The 19,110-nt window shown below is 41.7% G+C and carries 18 protein-coding genes and 1 riboswitch; of the genes, 1 reads left to right on the top strand and 17 read right to left on the bottom strand.

Annotated features, from left to right (window positions below; genetic code table 11):
• Positions 1-35: 35 nt before the first annotated feature.
• The 5 genes from mgtA to mvk form a co-directional block, all read right to left on the bottom strand.
• Positions 36-2,696, bottom strand: coding sequence for a magnesium-translocating P-type ATPase (mgtA, locus tag QRD39_RS06375; RefSeq protein ID WP_285956026.1), 2,661 nt, complete (start codon positions 2,694-2,696; stop codon positions 36-38).
• A gap of 224 nt (positions 2,697-2,920) precedes the next feature.
• A riboswitch (M-box (ykoK) riboswitch) is annotated at positions 2,921-3,076 on the bottom strand.
• A 182-nt stretch (positions 3,077-3,258) separates the two neighbouring features.
• Entirely contained in the window at positions 3,259-4,263 is a 1,005-nt protein-coding gene (gene fni, locus QRD39_RS06370; protein WP_285956025.1) for a type 2 isopentenyl-diphosphate Delta-isomerase, read from the bottom strand.
• 48 nt (positions 4,264-4,311) lie between these two features.
• Positions 4,312-5,307 carry a phosphomevalonate kinase gene (locus QRD39_RS06365; RefSeq protein WP_285956024.1) on the bottom strand — a complete coding sequence of 332 codons (996 nt, stop codon included), beginning with the start codon at positions 5,305-5,307 and terminating at the stop codon, positions 4,312-4,314.
• On the bottom strand, positions 5,300-6,244 hold the full coding sequence (gene mvaD / locus QRD39_RS06360; protein ID WP_285956023.1) for a diphosphomevalonate decarboxylase: 945 nt from the start codon (positions 6,242-6,244) through the stop codon (positions 5,300-5,302). The genes QRD39_RS06365 and mvaD overlap by 8 nt, the downstream gene beginning before the upstream one ends.
• On the bottom strand, positions 6,226-7,104 hold the full coding sequence (gene mvk, locus QRD39_RS06355; RefSeq protein ID WP_285956022.1) for a mevalonate kinase: 879 nt from the start codon (positions 7,102-7,104) through the stop codon (positions 6,226-6,228). Before mvk ends, mvaD begins: the two co-directional genes overlap by 19 nt.
• 262 nt (positions 7,105-7,366) lie before the next feature.
• On the opposite strand from mvk, the gene QRD39_RS06350 reads away from it, so the two are divergent.
• Positions 7,367-7,930 carry a nucleotidyltransferase family protein gene (locus QRD39_RS06350; protein ID WP_285956021.1) on the top strand — a complete coding sequence of 188 codons (564 nt, stop codon included), beginning with the start codon at positions 7,367-7,369 and terminating at the stop codon, positions 7,928-7,930.
• A 291-nt stretch (positions 7,931-8,221) separates the two neighbouring features.
• On the opposite strand, the gene QRD39_RS06345 is transcribed toward QRD39_RS06350, so the two are convergent.
• The 12 genes from QRD39_RS06345 to QRD39_RS06290 form a co-directional block, all read right to left on the bottom strand.
• Positions 8,222-9,538 carry an FAD-containing oxidoreductase gene (locus QRD39_RS06345; RefSeq protein ID WP_285956020.1) on the bottom strand — a complete coding sequence of 439 codons (1,317 nt, stop codon included), beginning with the start codon at positions 9,536-9,538 and terminating at the stop codon, positions 8,222-8,224.
• A gap of 160 nt (positions 9,539-9,698) precedes the next feature.
• Positions 9,699-10,490 (bottom strand): alpha/beta fold hydrolase, encoded by a 792-nt coding sequence (locus tag QRD39_RS06340; RefSeq protein WP_285956019.1) that lies wholly within the window; start codon positions 10,488-10,490, stop codon positions 9,699-9,701.
• A 39-nt stretch (positions 10,491-10,529) separates the two neighbouring features.
• Positions 10,530-10,895, bottom strand: coding sequence for a hypothetical protein (locus tag QRD39_RS06335; RefSeq protein WP_285956018.1), 366 nt, complete (start codon positions 10,893-10,895; stop codon positions 10,530-10,532).
• Positions 10,896-11,130: 235 nt separating this feature from the next.
• On the bottom strand, positions 11,131-12,243 hold the full coding sequence (ald, locus tag QRD39_RS06330; RefSeq protein WP_285956017.1) for an alanine dehydrogenase: 1,113 nt from the start codon (positions 12,241-12,243) through the stop codon (positions 11,131-11,133).
• A gap of 218 nt (positions 12,244-12,461) precedes the next feature.
• Positions 12,462-13,604, bottom strand: coding sequence for an amidohydrolase (locus tag QRD39_RS06325; protein ID WP_285956016.1), 1,143 nt, complete (start codon positions 13,602-13,604; stop codon positions 12,462-12,464).
• A 194-nt stretch (positions 13,605-13,798) separates the two neighbouring features.
• A complete protein-coding gene (locus tag QRD39_RS06320) occupies positions 13,799-14,518 on the bottom strand; it encodes a 16S rRNA pseudouridine(516) synthase (RefSeq protein WP_285956015.1) in 720 nt (239 codons plus the stop codon).
• A 97-nt stretch (positions 14,519-14,615) separates the two neighbouring features.
• Positions 14,616-15,299 carry a VIT1/CCC1 transporter family protein gene (locus QRD39_RS06315; RefSeq protein ID WP_285956014.1) on the bottom strand — a complete coding sequence of 228 codons (684 nt, stop codon included), beginning with the start codon at positions 15,297-15,299 and terminating at the stop codon, positions 14,616-14,618.
• Positions 15,300-15,477: 178 nt separating this feature from the next.
• Positions 15,478-16,251 carry a nucleoside phosphorylase gene (locus tag QRD39_RS06310; RefSeq protein WP_285956013.1) on the bottom strand — a complete coding sequence of 258 codons (774 nt, stop codon included), beginning with the start codon at positions 16,249-16,251 and terminating at the stop codon, positions 15,478-15,480.
• Positions 16,252-16,329: 78 nt separating this feature from the next.
• Complete coding sequence (locus QRD39_RS06305; RefSeq protein WP_285956012.1) at positions 16,330-16,824, bottom strand: DUF6773 family protein; 495 nt, start codon at positions 16,822-16,824, stop codon at positions 16,330-16,332.
• A 13-nt stretch (positions 16,825-16,837) separates the two neighbouring features.
• Entirely contained in the window at positions 16,838-17,035 is a 198-nt protein-coding gene (locus tag QRD39_RS06300) for a helix-turn-helix transcriptional regulator (RefSeq protein WP_306766662.1), read from the bottom strand.
• Between the two features lie 178 nt (positions 17,036-17,213).
• On the bottom strand, positions 17,214-18,197 hold the full coding sequence (gene trhO, locus QRD39_RS06295) for an oxygen-dependent tRNA uridine(34) hydroxylase TrhO (protein WP_285956011.1): 984 nt from the start codon (positions 18,195-18,197) through the stop codon (positions 17,214-17,216).
• A 190-nt stretch (positions 18,198-18,387) separates the two neighbouring features.
• Complete coding sequence (locus tag QRD39_RS06290; RefSeq protein WP_285956010.1) at positions 18,388-19,110, bottom strand: ABC transporter permease; 723 nt, start codon at positions 19,108-19,110, stop codon at positions 18,388-18,390.

The raw sequence follows: 19,110 nt of genomic DNA, 5'->3' as shown, positions 1-19,110 counted from the left end.
AAAGAGCTGACGCTCTTTTTCTAAGTATAGTTATCCTATAACCATTCTTTGTATTTCTTAATATAGATATGCTTCACAAAGGTAACACTAAGCATATACAAAGTAATGATGATAAACAAGAGAATGAAATAGAGACCGTTTAGATGGCTGAGTTTTAAGAGACTAGCCAATGGACTGTATGGAAGAGAAGTCACAAAGAAAGCAGCAAATAAGGTTGTCACAACAACTGATAGTGCTGGGTGACTTTGAATAAATGGTAGTTTTGGTGAACGTAACATGTGGATAACCATGGTTTGAGACCACATAGATTCGATAAACCAACCTGTTTGGAAAATAATGATAAAGGCTGCTGCTTCTGGTGAACCATGAACATAGCCATGCCCCAAAATCATTGGCACAATGATGAAATAGAGCAAGATATATGTCAAAATATCAAATACGGACGAAATAGGTCCTATCCAAGCCATGAAACGCATGATTGATTTGGCTTCCCAGATATGTGGCTCTTTAAGAAATTCCTTGTCCACATTGTCAAATGGAAGGGCGATACAAGAGATATCATAGACAAGATTTAGGATAATCAAATGCACAGGTGCCATTGGTAGAAATGGTAAGAAAATGCTGGCAAAGAGGAGAGAAAAGATATTCCCGAAATTTGAAGAAACGGTCATCTTGATATATTTGGTCATATTAGCATAGACCTTCCGTCCTTCAACCAAACCTTTTTCCAAGACCATTAAATCCTTATCAAGCAAGATAACATCTGCAGTTTCTTTGGCGATATCAACAGCTGTATCCACAGAAATCCCCACATCTGATACCTTCATGGATGGGGCATCGTTGATACCATCACCCATATAGCCTACCTTATGCCCATTTTCCTTAAGGCTTAGGATAATTCGTGCCTTTTGGTCTGGGGATAACTTAGCAAAGACTGTTGTCGTTTCCACAGCCTTAGCCAAATCTTGATCTGACATAGTATCAAGATCACTTCCAAGTAGAATGTGCGTCACATCTAGACCAACTTTTTCACAGACAGCCTGTGTCACCTTATCATTGTCTCCAGTCAAAATTTTTGTGGTCACACCATATTCCGCCAAAGCCTTGATAGCAGGTGCTGCTGATGGTTTTGGTGGGTCAAGGAAGGCAAGATATCCCGTCAAAATCATATCACTTTCATCTTCGACACTAAAGACGTCATTTTCATTAAGCTGTGATTTGTAGCTAACACCGAGAACACGCAAACCTTGTTCATTCAACTGTGCAACTTCCGCAAGGACTTCCTCACGAACATCGTCAGTCAATGGGATAATGTCTCCCTTGTATTCCACACAGTTAGAAACAGAGAGCATTTCTTCAAGGGCACCTTTTGTCACCATACTAACAAATCCATCAGTGTCTTGAACAATGACACTCATGCGACGACGTTCAAAATCAAAAGGTAGCTCATCAATCTTGTGGAAGGTCTGGTCAAGGTCACGAACGATGTCATGTTTCTTAGCTTCTCTTTCAGTTCGGCTAATAATGGCACGGTCCATAAGATTTTTTAAGCCAGTTTGGAAATAAGAATTAAGATAGGCTCTCCGAAGTACTGATAGGTCTAGGTCACCATGGATATCAAGAGGGTACTCAAGAACGATTTCATCCTGAGTCAGGGTTCCTGTCTTATCCGTACAAAGGATGTCGATAGCCCCTAGGTCTTGAATAGCATTAAGCTTTTTGATGACCACCTTTTCCTTGGCCATAATGATAGAACCCTTGGCAAGACTGGCTGTGATAATCATCGGCAACATTTCTGGGGTCAAACCGACTCCCACACTAAGGGCAAAGACGCCGGCTTCAAGCCAGTCCCCATCTGTTAAACCGTTAATCACAAAAACAACAGGAACCATAACCAACATGAGTCGAATCAAGAGCCAAGAAATGGAATTCATCTCACGTTCAAATGAAGTTGGTTCGTCATAAGTATTGATGGTCTGCTCAATTGCTCCCATCATGGTTTCATCACCAACAACTAAAACCAAGGCTGTTGCACGACCAGAGATAACATTAGTTCCCATGAAAGCAAGGCTCTCACTTTCAAGCAGGCTCTCTAGATTTTGACCATCTGCTTTAGCCAGACAAGCTTTTTCCACAGCATCGCTCTCACCTGTCAAGCCAGACTGTTGAACAAAGAAATCACGAGAATCTAGTAAGACCACATCAGCCGGAATCATATCTCCCGCACTTAGTTTGACCACATCTCCAACCACAATTTCATCAATTGGGATTTCTTGCTCACTGCCATCTCGAAGTACTGTTGCTGTATTGACAATCATGCGAGACAAATTACTGGCAGCCTTGTCGCTACGAAGTTCTTGAATAAAACGGATACCACCAGATATCAAAACTAGAGTGACAATGATGATAGAAGTCGTTGGGTCTTCTTCACCCGGTTTAGCAAGCCAGACATTGGTGATAAAGGAAACCAGAGCAATGACTAAGAGAATAACAGTAAAGGGATTGATGATAGATTCATAAATCTTTTTGATGATAGAATCCTCTTGTCCTTTGGTTATGACATTTTCCCCATAAAGGTCACGGTTTTCTTCTACTTGGTCTTCCTTCAAGCCATCCAAATGAGTCTTGTAGCGAGTAAGGGTTGTTTCAAGTGGCTCTTGAAGAGCAGCAATAAGTCTTTCTTTATTTGTTGACATTGGAATCTCCTTATTTAATCAGGAGCCAATCACTTATAGAGTCCCTAAGACACTAATCAGCGATTGACTGGTTAGGTGCGGTTCGGGGTGATCGTCGATTAGTCTCATAGGTTTCTCCTTTCATTTTTTTACATAGTGGGTGGACCTCAGACAAATGAAAAGAGTCCTACCCATATACAGGTAAGACTCTATAAACTCGAGGTTGATTTTTTAATAGATTCTGTCAAAAAATGGACCGTTCAAGCTTTAGCTCCGCAAGGCGATGAAATGAGCTTAGTCTTGACCTTGGCGATCAGGACTGTTGACCAACGAGTAGTGTCTCCACTGCTTTGCGGTAGTCATCCGTATCCTTGTGGTAGCCTCACCTACCGTATTTCACTGAAAATAATACTCCTAAGGCAGTAACTTGTCAAGGGGAAAAGTTACTTTTTGCTTGAGTGGGTAATAAAAAAAGAGCTTCCGCTCTTTTTTGTAAGATATTCTTTTGTAAAATGGATTTTTTTAGACTTTCCTTAAGTGAGTGCGGACGTCAGCGATCTTCTTCGAAGTGGCACGCTCTTTCCTACTTCTCTTGTTTGACATAAGTCCCTTGTAGCTTACCGTGTAGAATGTAATCAACAGATTTGAGCTCATCAATAGTGCGACAATCAAGGGCACACATGATGAGGCGAAGGTCGTCCTTCCAGCCATTAACGATAGTCACAACCTTATCCACAGGATAACGTTCTACTAGTTCAAGGACTGTTCGTGATACGCCTACACCTTTTGCTCCTAGGACCAAACATTTGACCATGTCAAGTGGGTTTCGCACGCCACCAGAGGCTAGAATCTCCACATTCTCACGAAGGTCTTGGGCTTGCAAGAGGGTCTGAACCGTACTTTGTCCCCAGTCATTAAGGTAATCACGGTTGCCGCCTCGACTATTTTCAATATAGGCAAAGCTAGTTCCACCTCGACCTGAGATATCCACCGTTTTGATGCCTTGAGACATGGCGTAACGAATGGTTTCCACATCCATACCAAAGCCGACCTCCTTGAGGACAAGTGGGCAGTCTATTTTCTGTGCATAAACCGCCACATTTTCCTTCCAAGTGTGGAAAATACGCTCTCCCTCAGGCATGAGAAGCTCCTGCATAAGGTTAACATGGAGCTGTAAAAAGACTGGGTTCATAGCTTCCACTGTCTTAATGCCCAGGTCCACAGACTTATCCACACCGATATTAGTCGCAAGGTCTAAGTCTGGAAACTCTTGACGATAGTCAAAGGATTCTGGTGCCTCTCCCTTTAGAGCAGCACTATAGGAACCTGTCACCATGAGAATACCCGTTCGACTGGCCACCTCAGCTAGTTTTCGATTGACTGCACCACCCTTAGCAGAACCACCTGTCATGGCATTGATATAAAAAGGAAAGTCCCAATCTCGTCCCGCAAAATGTGTGGACAAGTCAATTTGATCTAAATCATAAGTCGGTAGAGACTTGTGGATAAGTTCCATATCGTCAAAACTATTGTAGGGCGACTGGTACTTGAGGGCATAACGGATGTGATCGTCTTTACGATTTGTCATAGGTTATTTCTTTACTTTCTTGCGTGATAATGTCTACTTAGCTGACCCCTAAACCTCATACAAGAGCTCTATGCCTGCCTGTTGCCAGCGCTTAACTAGAATATCTCGGCTGGCTTGGTCAAAGGCAAAGGCGATACCACAGTCACCACCACCTGCTCCAGAAGACTTAGCGATAGCATCAAGTCCTTGTTCAGCTTCTTTGAGTTTTGTCAGCTTGTCCACATAAATATCTGGACTAAGCGATTCCAACTGGTCACTGACAGCTTGGAGGCTGCTCTTAAGTAAGGTCTTATCTCCTGTTTCCAGAGCCTTGATGGCATCTTGAACGGCAACTTCGGTTTCACTTAGATACTGGCTTGATATGCAAGATTTGGCCATCTTAACCATGTCTTTTGAAATAGCAGCTTGCTTGGTCCACCCCACCAAAAAGTGAGCTTTGAGCACTGGTTGAACAGGACGAATCCGATAACCCCAGTCTATTTCCAAAAGTTCGGATAGAGTCATTCGGTCTATAAGCTCTGCTATTTTTGCACGGTCAAAGGAGCGATAGGAAACCAGATTCTCGTATACGATACAAGCTAAATCTCCCATAGAACCGTTGTCTCCTTGCTTAAGAAGGGTGTAGCTAGCTAATTTAAAGAGAATGTCTTTAGATAAGTCTTTCTGAAGGGCTGCTGCCAAGGCCTTGAGGGGCAATACCACAACAGAACCCGAAGAACCGATACCAAATTTAACCCCATCTCGTTCTAACTTTCCAGTGATGGAAAGGTCCAGAGCGGGCAACTTCTCACCACAATAAGCCTCAAAAGTATTCAAAGCCTCTTGAATGAGGGCGTAATTTACGTCTGGCTCACGACCCACACTATAGTCAAACATGTCTGAGGTCAACTGGGTAGTTTGGGCTTCCTTGACCTCTGCTGACATGAAAATAGGAATAAATTGGATTAGGGCCGTTTGACCAGGTGTTAAGACTGAATATTCTCCAGCAATGTAGAGTTTTCCACCTGTTTTTACTGTGACCTGATTGACCGACTGCTTAAGCATCTGGCAACTCCTTGGTCCGTGAAATGATGACCTGATAATCCTTGCGGAAGTGGTCTGCTAGGCGGTCCAGGTCTTCTTCCAGACAGAGCACCTTAACATTTGGTCCTGCATCCATAGTGAAATAACATTGCTCACCAGAGGCACGAAGGGCCTTAACCTCATCCATAGCCTGATAGGAAGCATCCGTCAGATATGAAAATGGAGGGTTGGCCGTACTTGTGGTTTGATGCATACGAAGGGCATTAGCTTCAGTGAGCTCGCCGACCGCTTGGAAATCATTTGCTTTGAGATAGGCCAACATATCCTTGTAATCTAGCTCAGACTGTTTAATCCACTCTGGGAAGGAGGTCGATGTTTCGGTACACAATTTCATACCATCACGACTTGATACGGGTTTCTTTTGATCTGTTAAAACTAGCATAATCATGGCTAATTTGAGATCTGTTTCAACTTGGTAAACCTCACCACTATCCTTGTCCCAGGCTGCTAACGGTCCAAAGAAAGACCGTGATGACGAACCTGAAGCAAACTTGGCAATTTGAGCCAATTCAGACTGCGTTTTTCCGACTTGAAAGAGCTCGTTGGCTGCCTTAACTAGGGCAGAAAGTCCTGATGAACTTGATGATAGACCTGCAGCTGTTGGCATATTGTTCCAAGTTTCAATCTTGACATGTTTGTTTGGATTGGTACGGAAGAAATCTAAAACCTTGCTGGCCTTGGTTGTTTCTTTTTCCCCCTGAAGCTCGTCATCGATATACATGGCATCACTGGTCGCATCCTCAGGCAGAAAAGACAACTTGGTTTCCGTATACATATTTTCCAAAGTCAGTGAAATACTACTAGTTGAAGGAATCATACGCTTGGCATCCGCCTTACCCCAGTATTTGACAATAGCAATATTTGCGTACGATTTGACGCTTACAGGCTTTCTATCCACGTGTTTACCGCTCCGTTTTCTTGAAGTTTTTTAGCAATCGTTTGGGCTTGGTCCTTAGTACTTGTCAGGGCAATAATACAGCCACCCAGTCCTCCGCCTGACATCTTGGCTCCCAGCGCACCCTGTTCCAGAGCAGTCGCTATGAGCAGGTCAGACAAATCGCAGGACACACCTAAAGATTTAAGGTGATTATGAGCTTGCGACATAAGCTGCCCAAGAAGCTCTTGATCCTTGACCTTAAGGGCTCCTTCCGCCCTCTGACTTAATTCGCCTAGCTGATTTAGGTCTGATAAGGCATCTAGTCCGATAGCCTCAACCTTTTCCACGGCCTCACGGGTGTTTCCATGAATGCCCGTGTCTGCGATAACTAGATAGGCTCCTAGATCAACCTCGATTTCCTTGAAGCCAATATTACGGGTAAAGCTGATAGCTCGGTCACTCAGACAAGTCTTGGCATCTAAACCGCTGGGCTTACTGTGGGCAATGGTCTCCGCCTGATGGACCAGCATTTCCAAGGCCTCTCGGCTAAGCTCCTGTTCAAAATAATCAAAAACCGCACGAATCGCTGCAATGGCAACCGCTGCAGACGATCCCATGCCACGCTTTTCAGGGACGCTAGACTTAATAGCATAGCTAATAGGTTGATTCTTGATTTCCAGATAATTAAGCGCTGAAAAAATCGCTGTCGTCAAGGGATCCTGAGCCTTGAGCGTCAAAGGAGTATCAGCCGCCTGAATCTGACAGACAACCTCAATGTCCTTGAGAGGGAGAGCAAGGGCAGGATGACCATAAACGACCGAGTGCTCACCCATCAAAATAATCTTACTGTGGGCCTTGCCCACTCCTACTTTCTTAGTCATAAGTTACACACACTCACAGACCAACTGGCAAGCGAGTGTCTTTCTAGATTTTTCATACAGATTCTAGTGGTGACTCAAGGTCAATCAACCTCCCTGAGTGGATTAAGAGCACCAATCTAAAGAATTTTCTTATAGCACTTCTATCTTATCATCAAAGCGCAAAAAAAGCGACATCTAACCTAGAGTGTCGCTTGGCATTAGAGATACAATCTTATTTTGATATTTCTATCTTAAACTAGTACAATACCAATGAGGTTTTAAAATGATTGATGTCAAAAAACTAATTAAACAGAACTACGAACTAATGGCACTATTAAAGATTATCCACTCTTTTCAACTAAATGACTGTTGGCTTTGTGCTGGAACTTTACGCAATTATATTTGGGACTACTTAAGCACCGGAAATACATCTTCAAATATCAATTTCTCAGATATCGATGTCATTTTCTTTGATAAAAACATATCATATGAGCAAACTGTTGAAATAGAAAATCAAATAAAGATAAGATATCCTAAATACAATTGGGAAATAAAAAATCAGTTTTATATGAATATACATAGCCCTAATACTGAAAAGTATATCAGCTCTACCGATGCTGTTTCAAAATTTCCTGAAAAATGTACTGCCATAGCTGCTAGACTAAATGACAATCAGGAACTAGAGGTTTTTATTCCCTTTGGAATAGACGATTTAGTTAACTTCAAAGTCTCTCCCACACCACATTACTTTTCAGATAAAGAACGACAAACGGTCTATAACGAGAGAGTGAAAAAGAAAAATTGGAACATAATCTGGCCAAACATTTCTATAGAATTTATCGAATAGATTAGCCTATGATTTTAGAACGACTTTTTACAAGACTTTCCGCTGTGAGAAAAGTTCCTGAAGCATAATAGTTTAAGGAACTCGGAATTTTTGAGAGTAAAACAGTTCGGGGAACTGTTTTAGCCTGAGTATAGAAATTAAAAAGTGAAGGGGCTCAAAAATTAGTCATGGAACTTCCTGGATTGCTGAAATCATCCACTGGATAATTTAACCTAACGACCTTACTCACCTAAGGAAAGTCTTAAAAATTAATCTTCTATATTAAAAAAGAGCCTCTCGGCTCTCTTCATCTTAAATCGCAAACAAATCATTTAGGTTCTCAGCCATAGTTGGGTGAGTGAAGATTTGTTTAGCCAAATCTGTGTATGGAATATGATGGTTCATAGCAAGAGTAATCAAATTGATAATTTCATGAGATTCTTGACCAAAGAGGGTCACACCCAAGATTTCCTTAGTTTCAGGATTTACCACAGCTTTGAAGGCACCACGCAAATCACCGTTCACATGACCACGAGGCATACTAGCGACTGGAAGCTCCTTGACAGCAACTGGTCCACCTGCCGCTCTGGCTTGGTCTTCAGTAAGTCCAACCTGAGCCAAAGGTGGGTTGAGGAACATGGCAGTTGGAACAACTCCACGTGTTTCAAGGTTATAACTACCATCCCCTGTTAAGTAATTAAAGACAATACGGAAATCATCTAATGAAATATAAGTGAATTGAAGGCCACCATTAACATCACCCACTGCAAAGACACCCGGAACGCTTGTTTCCAAATGCTTATTAACCTGGATACCACCACGCTCAGTCAAGGCAATATCGGTGTTTTCCAAGTGAAGAGGTTCAATATTAGGCTTGCGTCCTGTCGCATAAAGGAGCGCATCAAAACGAAACTCACCATTGTCAGTAACAACGACAACTTCATCACCGTCATTCTTAACTTCAGAAGTTTTAACACCTTGCTCAAAGACAATGCCGTCCTCTTCCATGTATTCCTTAGCCAACTTAGCAATAGATGGCTCTACACGTGGCAAGAAGCTAGTCGCTGCATCCAAGACAGTCACTTGGCTTCCCAAACGGTTATAAAGGCCAGCAAATTCAAGGCCGATATTACCACCACCTAGGACACCTAAACGTTTTGGCAAGGCTTCAAGGGTTTGAATACCAGTTGAATCATAGACATGCTTAGTTGTTGTCAAGCCAGGAATAGGCAAGACATTAGACACGGCACCTGTATTGATGACAATGGTCTCAGCTGTAAGCTCTTGACGGTCATCACCGGCCACCACTTCGATGACCTTATTTGACACAAAATGTGCTTCTGCATCAATGACATCAACGCCATTATCGGCCAACATTTTATAATTCTTAGCGTTAAGACGACTAGTCACTGCACCACGTTCCTTCATGGTCTCGTCAAATGACCAGCCCTTTTCGGCCGCTACAATCATAGTCTTGGTTGGGATACAAGCAATATTAATGCAAGTACCGCCATACATGGCTTTGCTGCGCTCGATGACAGCAACTTTTTTACCAGCCGCATTCATCTTAGCGGCCAGAGTCTTACCGGCTTTACCAAAACCGATAACAATCAAATCATAGTTTAACATCTCTGTATCCTCCTATCTATTGCCATTCTATCATTTAATTTTTCAGACTGCACATATCTGAACTGGAAATTAAAAAGGCTACAGCTTTTGCCATAACCGCTTTCATATCTTATATCACTGGAGATATAAACACTCTTTAAAAATGAGTTTTCTGAGTGATTTATTGTAGAAATTCTAATAAAACTTTGTTGAACCGTCTGCTTTCAATATAAGCCGCATGCCCCAATTTGTCAAATTCATAATAAGAAGCGTTTGGAATCCCATTTGCCAGCTCCCTGGCGCCATCCACACCCAGAACTAAATCGTTTTTGGCTCCCAGTACAAGAGTCGTACAAGTGATTTTATCAAGTGAACTATAGCAATCGAAGGCTAGAATTGACTTGGCTAAACGAACAAAGCGAGTACGTTTTTCCTTACTTACAGACCTCAAAAATAAGTTGTTAATCACATATAATTTCTTTAACACAGGAAACGAAAATGTTTTACTTATGAAATCCTTATTAAGCTTATCCATATCACCATTTTCGGCCATCTCTATCCATCCTCCGACGGTTTCTCTACTGATGGTATTATTACGAGAGAGTGTCAGCGCTAATAATAGCTTTTTCACCTTTTGAGAATACTTGATAGCAAATAGCTGAGCAATCATACCCCCCTGTGATATGCCTATGATAGAAGCATTATCAATATGCAATGCTTCCAAAGAATGATAAAGGTCATCCGCCATATCCTCAATAGTAATGCCTTCTTCGAGATGGTCCTTTCGATCAAAAATATAGACCTTGTACTCCTTAGCATATTGATAAAACAAGGCGTAAATAGCAAGATCGGACAGATCACTTAAACGTTGCAAACTTAATCCCGTAATGATAATGAGATTTTTGTCTCCCTTGCCAAAAGTGACATAATCTACACCTTGGTCTGACAAATGATTTCTTTGAATGGTAAACATTATCCACATTCTCCCAATGAAATGTTTAGGTTTTAGCTGTCATCGAGATAATGGCATGTCATTTGAAGCCATGATGACATCACTCACCAAGACAACAAAGAAAAGCTGCCGGGTGATGAAGGCCATGAAGTCTTCACTTTTGAAGAAAATCGGTGCAATCCCTAATAGAATTAAAAAGGCAGCATTTTTGCGAAGAACCTTTTTAAACGTCTGCCAAAACACTCTGAAAGAAATGTTTGCTCCAATCTTACGAGCTATCACCACATGATAAACAATCTCGAGAAAAGCAACCACACCGACCGTGGTTAGAACCTTAGTAAATGGTAGAGCCATCTGAAGTCCCAAATAAAGGACAATCAGCTGAGCCAAAACAATCGACACCATAACACGAATATGATTAGCCATGATAAAAACCTCCTAATAAGTTGCATGCCAAAGCAAGAAACAATAAACATTTTTAGTAGTCATTACTATAGTATTTACCTACTCATTATACCATAAAACAGAACTATCATTAGGAGTCATTCTACCATTATCAAGCTTAGTAGCTATAGCCATATCAAACGGTAAAACACTGAATATCAAAAAGGAGTCACACCAATCATGGCGTGGCTCCTCTGTTATTAGGATAGATTGATCCTTATAGCAATTCGTCAATTGTCGTGTAGTTTCTGTCTAATCCTTCGGCAACTGGTTGGCTAGTGATGTGACCTTGGTAAGTTGTTACGCCTTGACGAAGACCTTCATCATTTTGAATTGCCTGTTTGAAGCCTAGTCCTGCCAGAGCTTCGATATAAGGAAGGGTAACGTTGGTAAGGGCAATGGTTGATGTACGTGCCACGGCTCCTGGAATATTGGCAACGGCATAGTGAAGGACACCGTATTTTTCATAAACTGGTTCATCATGAGTCGTTACACGATCCGCTGTTTCAATAACCCCACCTTGGTCTACCGCTACATCCACAATAACAGAACCAGGACGCATCTGTTTAACCATATGGTCAGTAACAAGTTTAGGCGCTTTAGCACCTGGGATAAGAACGGCACCGATAACCACATCAGCATCACGGACACTTGCTTCGATGTTGAACGGATTTGACATCAGTGTTTGAATTTGACTACCAAAGACATCTTCAAGGACTGACAAACGTTTGGCGCTAATATCAAGAATGGTTACTTGGGCACCGAGTCCAAGTGCAATACGGGCTGCATGTGTCCCTACGACACCACCTCCGATAATGGTAACCTTACCTTTAGGAACACCAGGCACTCCTCCTAGAAGCACACCAGAACCACCCTCTTGCTTAGTCAAGAAGTGGGCACCAATTTGTACAGCCATGCGTCCTGCAACTTCACTCATTGGAACCAAGAGTGGCAAGTGGCCTTCTTGATCACGAACCGTTTCATAGGCCACACCTGTTGTCTTGGCATTAACCATTGCATCTGCCAAGCCCGGAGCTGCTGCCATGTGCAAGTAGGTAAAGAGTAAAAGGTCTTCACGAAGAAAGCCATATTCTTCAGCAAGTGGCTCCTTAACTTTAACAACAAGTTCTGCTGCCCATGCTTCTGCAGCAGTTGCAACGATTTTAGCACCTTGATTTGCATAATCTGCATCAGTAAAACCAGAGCCAAGTCCTGCATTTGTTTCGATTAACACGACATGTCCCTTAGCCACAAGACTTTGGACACCAGCAGGCGTTAGAGACATACGATTTTCATTATTTTTGATTTCTTTTGGGATACCAATTAACATATTTTCTCCTTACTTGGAAGTCATAAGGCAAAGGATTCCTGTAAAATACTTGACCACTTCCTAACTTATTTTTAAAATGACAACGCTTTCATTTTATCGGAAAACAAAAGGAAAAGCAAGAAAAAGAAAATCGCACTTTCTCATCACCAAATTCATCACGAAACAAGAATAGCACCCAGCCAATCGGCTAGATGCTTCAATTATATATTCTTCAATGATTAGTGATTATCCTTAAAATAATCTAATAGGAAGAGGGCGTTTTCCACATAGTAATTAACAGCTACAGGTAAAGCCTCGTCTTTCACAAGAAAATCATCATGGTGCCAGTCGGCAGCATCATCGTCTCCATTAGAACCAATGAAGGCAAAAACACCTGGGATTGCCTTCTGATAAGTCGCAAAGTCTTCGCCACCTGTTGATGGCAAGGTTTCAATCACTTCTGCGAAAGCCTTAGAATGTTCAAAGATGAGAGGTGTGAGAGTCAAATCGTTGTAAGTCACAAAGGGAGAATTGCCCCAAACAATATCGGCCTGAGCACCAAACTGGTCAGCTGTTGCCTGAACGACCTTTTCAAAACGAGCAATGACATCCTCACGAATCTTAGGATCAAAAGTACGAATTGTTCCCTCAAAAAAGCCTGATGCCGGCAGAACATTCCAAGTATTGCCAACTTCGATATGAGTTACGGACAAAACAGCTGAGTCAAAAGGTGAAATCGTTCGGGCTACGATTTGCTGCAAATTGTTAATGATGGTCGTAGTGACCAAAACCGTATCCACACCCAAATCAGGACGGGCCGCATGCGAAGAAACACCCTTGACATCAACCCTAAACTGCTCCACACCTGCCATAATCGCACCTGAACGAAGACCAATCTGTCCCGGTTTCAAGTGAGGATTGTTGTGATAACCGATGATAGCTGACACACCGTCAATACCACCCGCTTCAATAATCTGGTAGGCCCCTTGGAAATTTTCCTCAGCTGGTTGGAAAATCAAGCGAACTGTGCCTTTCAGCTCCGCTTCTCTTTCTTTTAAAATCTGTGCTGCTCCAAGGAGAGAGGTTTGGTGAAAATCATGACCACATGCGTGCATGGCTCCATTTTCACTGGCATAAGAAAGTCCAGTATTTTCCTGAATTGGAAGCGCATCGATATCAGCACGTAAAGCAATAATCGGGTGGCCTGACCCAATTTCAGCAATCAGTCCTGTCTTTAAAGGATAATTTAAAGGTTCAATACCTAATTTTCTCAAATACCCTTTCAAAAAAATGGTTGTCTCGTGTTCATCTTCAGAAACTTCTGGATGTTGATGAATTTGCTGACGTGTCTTTGCTAAATCCTCGTAAAATACATCTGTCATAATAGACCTCCCTCTTTCACTGTCCTAAAACAGTACATGAAGTTGCGCTAACTAAGCTTACCGATTAAATTACTTCTATCATACCACTGTATTGACCAAATGAATAGTTAAAATTACTTATGGGATACCATAACTATTACTTATAGCTAACACTTCCACCGTAACATAACCCAAATAACCCAAAACTAAATGGCTCAGTTTAAATACCTTTTTAAGATGCTCTTTTCCTCCTCGGTCAATGGACGATAGCTTCCCCTTGGTAACTTTTCGTCTAAGACAAAATCTCCAAAGGAAATACGTTTGAGGTAGGTCACCTTGACCCCATAAGCCAAGAACATCTTTTTCACTTGATGAAACTTGCCTTCTGAAATCGTGATTTGAGCACAACTTTTATCACTTGCAGAACTGAGAATTTCCAGCTGAGCTGGTTTACAAATAGTCCCATCCTCAAAGACAACACCTGACTCAAAAAATGCAGGTGCATCAGGCCCAAGAACATCATTGACCTCAACGTAATAAATCTTAGCCACATGATAGCGTGGGTGAAGCATGGCAAAGCCCAGGGGACCATTGTTGGTAATCAGCACCAAACCTTCCGTATCTCTATCCAAACGCCCCACAGGATAAAGCCCTTCTCGCTGATCCTCAGGCCTAATCAAATCAATAACTGTTTGGTGTTCCTTGTCCTTTCGAGCTGACACCACTCCTGACGGCTTATTCATAAGGTAGTAGACTTCTGGCGCATGCTCTAGCTCCTTACCAGAAACCGTGATGGTCTGGAGACTAGCATCCACATTGAGATTGTCTTGTTCTGCCAAGACACCATCCACATAGACTTGCCGACTACGAATGAGCTTCTTGACCTGATTTCGAGAACCATAGCCCGCCTGGCCTAATAATTTATCTAAACGCATAGCCCTATTGTACCACGGATAAGCATAGTCTAGTAGACTAAAAAAGCCTACCTAAAAAAGCCTACCTAAAAAGGTAGACCTATCATCTTGTTAACCGTTACACATTCACGTGGAAGATATGACCTACTGCAAAGGTCACGAGCATTGTCAAGAGACCTACTGTCAAGTTACGCAACATAGCTTGTTTTACAGGTGCTTTTCCAAGTTTGGCACTGATATAACCAGTCAAGAGTAAGGTCAGTGCAACCACAACCACCGTTACAGGAATACGGTAAGGCTCTGGGAAAAGCAGGATAGCTAATGTTGGTGGCAAAGAACCCACTGAAAAAGCCAAGAAACTAGAGAAGGCAGCATGCCATGGATTTGTGATTTCTTCTAAATCAACGCCATATTTTTCCTCAACCAAGACCTTGATTGGATTTTTACTAAAGGCCTGATTGACCTTAACTTCCGCTGCCGTTTCGCAATCTCCTTGGCTGAGGAAGGTTTGATATAAACTTTCTCTAGCTGCCTCAGGTGAGCGATTCAAAAGGGCTTGTTCCTTAGCGATAGCAGCTTCTTCGGTATCTTTTTGCGTTGACACACTGACATATTCGCCACCTGCCATTGAAAAGGCACCGGCAAAAATCGCTGACAAGGCTGAAATCAAAATAAACCAAATGTTCGATGTCGCACTAGCCACACCGATAACCACTCCCGCAATGGAAATGATACCATCATTGGCCCCCAAGACACCAGCTCTCAAAATATTTAAACGTTCTGCAAAATTCTTATCTTCCAATTGTATCCTCCTTATTTAGAATCATTCTAAAAAGTATTATAACAGTTATTTAGAATGATTACAAATAAGAGGCTTGAAAAAGAGAGTTTTATGTCATCCCAATAAAAAATCAGACCCAAAAGTCTGGTCTGATTCTAACCCTATTTAGTCTTCATTCTCCAAATCGTCTAGCTGTTTTTCAAGACGTCTTCTCCCATAAGAGTGCAAATTGGATGGCTAACTCTGCAATTCGATCCTTGCCATCTAAATCCTCATGACTTGATAAGGTTCGAATATCCCATTTTTCTTCCGAGAGGTGGTCTGCCGCATAGAAGAAATGGCAGAGCTCAAAGCCCCTAAAGGCTGCTAAGGCAGCCACTGCCGAACATTCCATATCCACACAAATAGCTCCCGCTTCCTTTCGACGCTTCATTTTGTCGATGGTTTCCCGGTAAGGAGCATCTGTCGTCCAAACTTTTCCTTTTTGATAGGAAACCTTGTGATGATCCAGAAAGACTTGGAAGAGAGGGAGACTTTCCTTATTCACTTCCACCTCATCACTAGCTGGAAGATAGTGGTAACTGGTCCCTTCATCGCGAAGAGCAGCTGTTGGAATGATGATGGAGGTCGCCTCAATATCTTGGTCCAAAACCCCACAAGTCCCAAAGAGAACGAGTTTTTCCATCCCAAATTGAATCAAATCCTCTATAATTCCCACACAGGAAGCAGCCCCAACTGGTGCATTAAAGACAGCAATCTGTTGGTCTCCAATCGTAATCCCATAGACAATGACTTCAAAATTGGCCATGGAGGTTCTTACGATGATTTCATGATCATAATTCTCAAGCAAGCGCGCAAAGGTCACTCTTGAAAAGCAAGAGATAACTACTTTTGGAAATCCCTCAATTGGTTCATGTAGGTCTTGTGGATTGATAATCGCTTGTCTATTCGCATCAAATTCAGTTAGTAGCATACGTGACCTCCTTAGTTTTAGGACCCATTATAACATAATAAAATCAGACCCAAAAGTCTGGTCTGATTCTAACACTATTTATTCTTCATTCTCCAAATCGTCTAGCTGTTTTTCAAGACGCCTTCTCTCATATCTTCCCAGTGCAACGAGAGCCCAATTCATAAAGAAAACAACGGGAGCATATATGGTATAAGTAATTGGCCAAGCCATGAGATATCTAGGATCCAAGGGATTATTATGATAGACATCATGGTTGTACCGATAGTTAGCTGACATTATCATAAGGGTGAAAAGCCCAGCCACCAGTAAACAACCTAGGACTGTCATACCAGAACCCCCAAAAGTGTTAACACTAAGTCGTGCAGATCTATAAATAGACCAAATACTACTTATCAACAATGGATAAAGTAAGTAATCAGCAGAGATGACACCATTGTTAAAGAGGGAGCCATAAACTAAGCATACAAGTGTCCCTGCAATCATTATGTAATAGCATTCGGCAGCAACTTTATTACCTAGAGCTTTTTCGCGTTCATCTGTAACCTCATTATTAATCAGTTTGAATTTCATCATCTTTACTTCCTTCCTAAATCTCCCAAAACAGCTGATCCAAAGTCCTATTCAGTGTTTTGCAAATAGCAATGCATAAGGCTAGGCTGGGATTGTACTTTCCAGCTTCAATCAACCCTATGGTTTGTCTTGTTGCTCCTACCGCTTCAGCCAAGTCACCCTGAGTCATATCATGCTCCGCTCGTGCTGCTTTTAAGCGTAAATTCTTTGCCACATGCCCCCTCCTTTTCAGCATATCTGATATTTTCTTCGAAATCGATTGTGATTACCATCTCTTTTCATTTATATTATACACTATATATTTCTATTTGCAATATATATATGTCATATTTTTAGAAATAAATTGCAATATAAAAAGCCGAGATCTCTCTCAGCTTCTTCAATATTTAAACTTAGGCAAGTGTTACATCCAAGCTCTCACCAATTGCCGCAAGGCGTGAGACAACTTCTTCTTGGCTTAAACCATTTTCAGAGACATAACGGTTACGTGGGTGGACACGACATTCATGTGAGCAGCCACGGAGGTATTTGTCTTCATTTTCCTCTGAAGTGAGCATACGGCGGTTACAGAATGGGTTACCACAGTTGACATAGCGTTCACAAGGTGTGCCATCGAACCAGTCTTTACCGACAACGATAGGATCTACATGGTTGATATCAACGGCAATACGCTCATCAAAGACATACATCTTACCATCCCAAAGCTCCCCTTGAACCTCTGGATCTTTTCCGTAAGTTGCGATACCACCGTGCAATTGGCCAACATCTTTGTAGCCTTCACGGACCATCCAACCTGAGAATTTCTCACAGCGGACACCACCAGTACAGTAAACAACCACGCGCTTATCCATGAACTCTTCCTTATGATCACGGACCCATTGTGGCAATTCACGGAAGTTGCGAATGTCTGGACGAATGGCTCCACGGAAGTGACCAAGGTCATACTCATAGTCGTTACGTGTATCGAGGACAACAGTGTCCTCATCTAAAAGAGCATCTTTAAACTCTTTTGGTGACAAGTAAGCACCTGTAGTTTCAAGCGGATTGATGTCGCTGTCAAAGTTATCATCCTCTAAACCAAGGTGAACGATTTCCTTCTTGTAACGAACAAACATCTTCTTGAAGGCTTGTTCTTCTTCCTCATCAATCTTGAACCAAAGGTCCTCCATCCCTGGAAGGCTGTGAACGTAATCCATGTATTTTTGAGTGGTTTCATAGTCACCAGAAACCGTTCCATTAATCCCCTCGTCAGCGACCAAGATGCGTCCTTTGAGGCCGATTGACTTACAGAAAGCCAAGTGGTCAGCCGCAAATTGCTCAGCGTTTTCGATAGGAAGGTATTTATAATAAAGCAATACTCGAATAGGTTTTGCCATTGTATTTCCTCTTTCTTTATGAAATATCTATAGTTGTTGTTTGATAGTCAAAATCAACTTAACTATTATAGCGCTATCAAAGAGGACTAGGCAATTGATTTGTTTGGAGGAGAATTATCACAAAAGAAAAAGGCTGAGTACCAGATGCCTCAACCTGAGTTTCGTGGGATTATTTTTCGACAAGATAGTATTACAATTCTTTCTGTAGTGTCCCTAAGATAAGCAGTTGTGTCAGAAAAATCCAGAAAATAAGAACTCCTATATCTACAAGCGAAACAGTTCCATGTCTATAAAAGCTAGCTCTAAGAAGATTCGCAGAAGGGACAAATGGAAGTAGAAAATAAAGTTGATCTAACCAATCTGGAAGACGACCTGACGGGTACATGATTGGTGAAAACATAAGACCAATCATTAAAATAAGCTGAGACATTAGCGTGACAATATTTTGGGGAAATATATAAGCAATTGAAAATCCTAGACTAATCATTGTTAGGCAAATAAGCAGCATCACAAAAACAGACAAAATTGACAAATTTAATTGGACAGAAAAGCGAAGACAGCCTAATAAAAAAGAGAAGAATACACCTGGTAAAATAGCAATTAACCATATACATAGATCAGCTAAAGAAATTAGAATTCTAGGAATAGGTAAAGCTCGAATATAGTCCACATGACCTTCTGACTTGGCATTAGCTATAACAGGAGATGAAATTGTACATCCAATAGAAATAACTCCCATTAAAACTGTTCCAGAGGCAAGATAGTAAGCAGTTGTTGTGTCCATCTTACCAATTACCAACGGATACCCAAAAAGAAGTGAAACGGACAAAAGTACTTGAGCTAGTGTGAATAGAATGAATAGATTTTTTTGTCGAAGATAGTTCCAACGAAGTAAGTAAAAAAATTGAGTCAT

It is taken from the genome of Streptococcus raffinosi, from assembly GCF_030284685.1.
GTDB lineage: Bacteria > Bacillota > Bacilli > Lactobacillales > Streptococcaceae > Streptococcus > Streptococcus raffinosi.
Note: the sequence above shows the minus strand (reverse complement) of the source record. Positions and strands in the feature narration are given on the sequence as shown.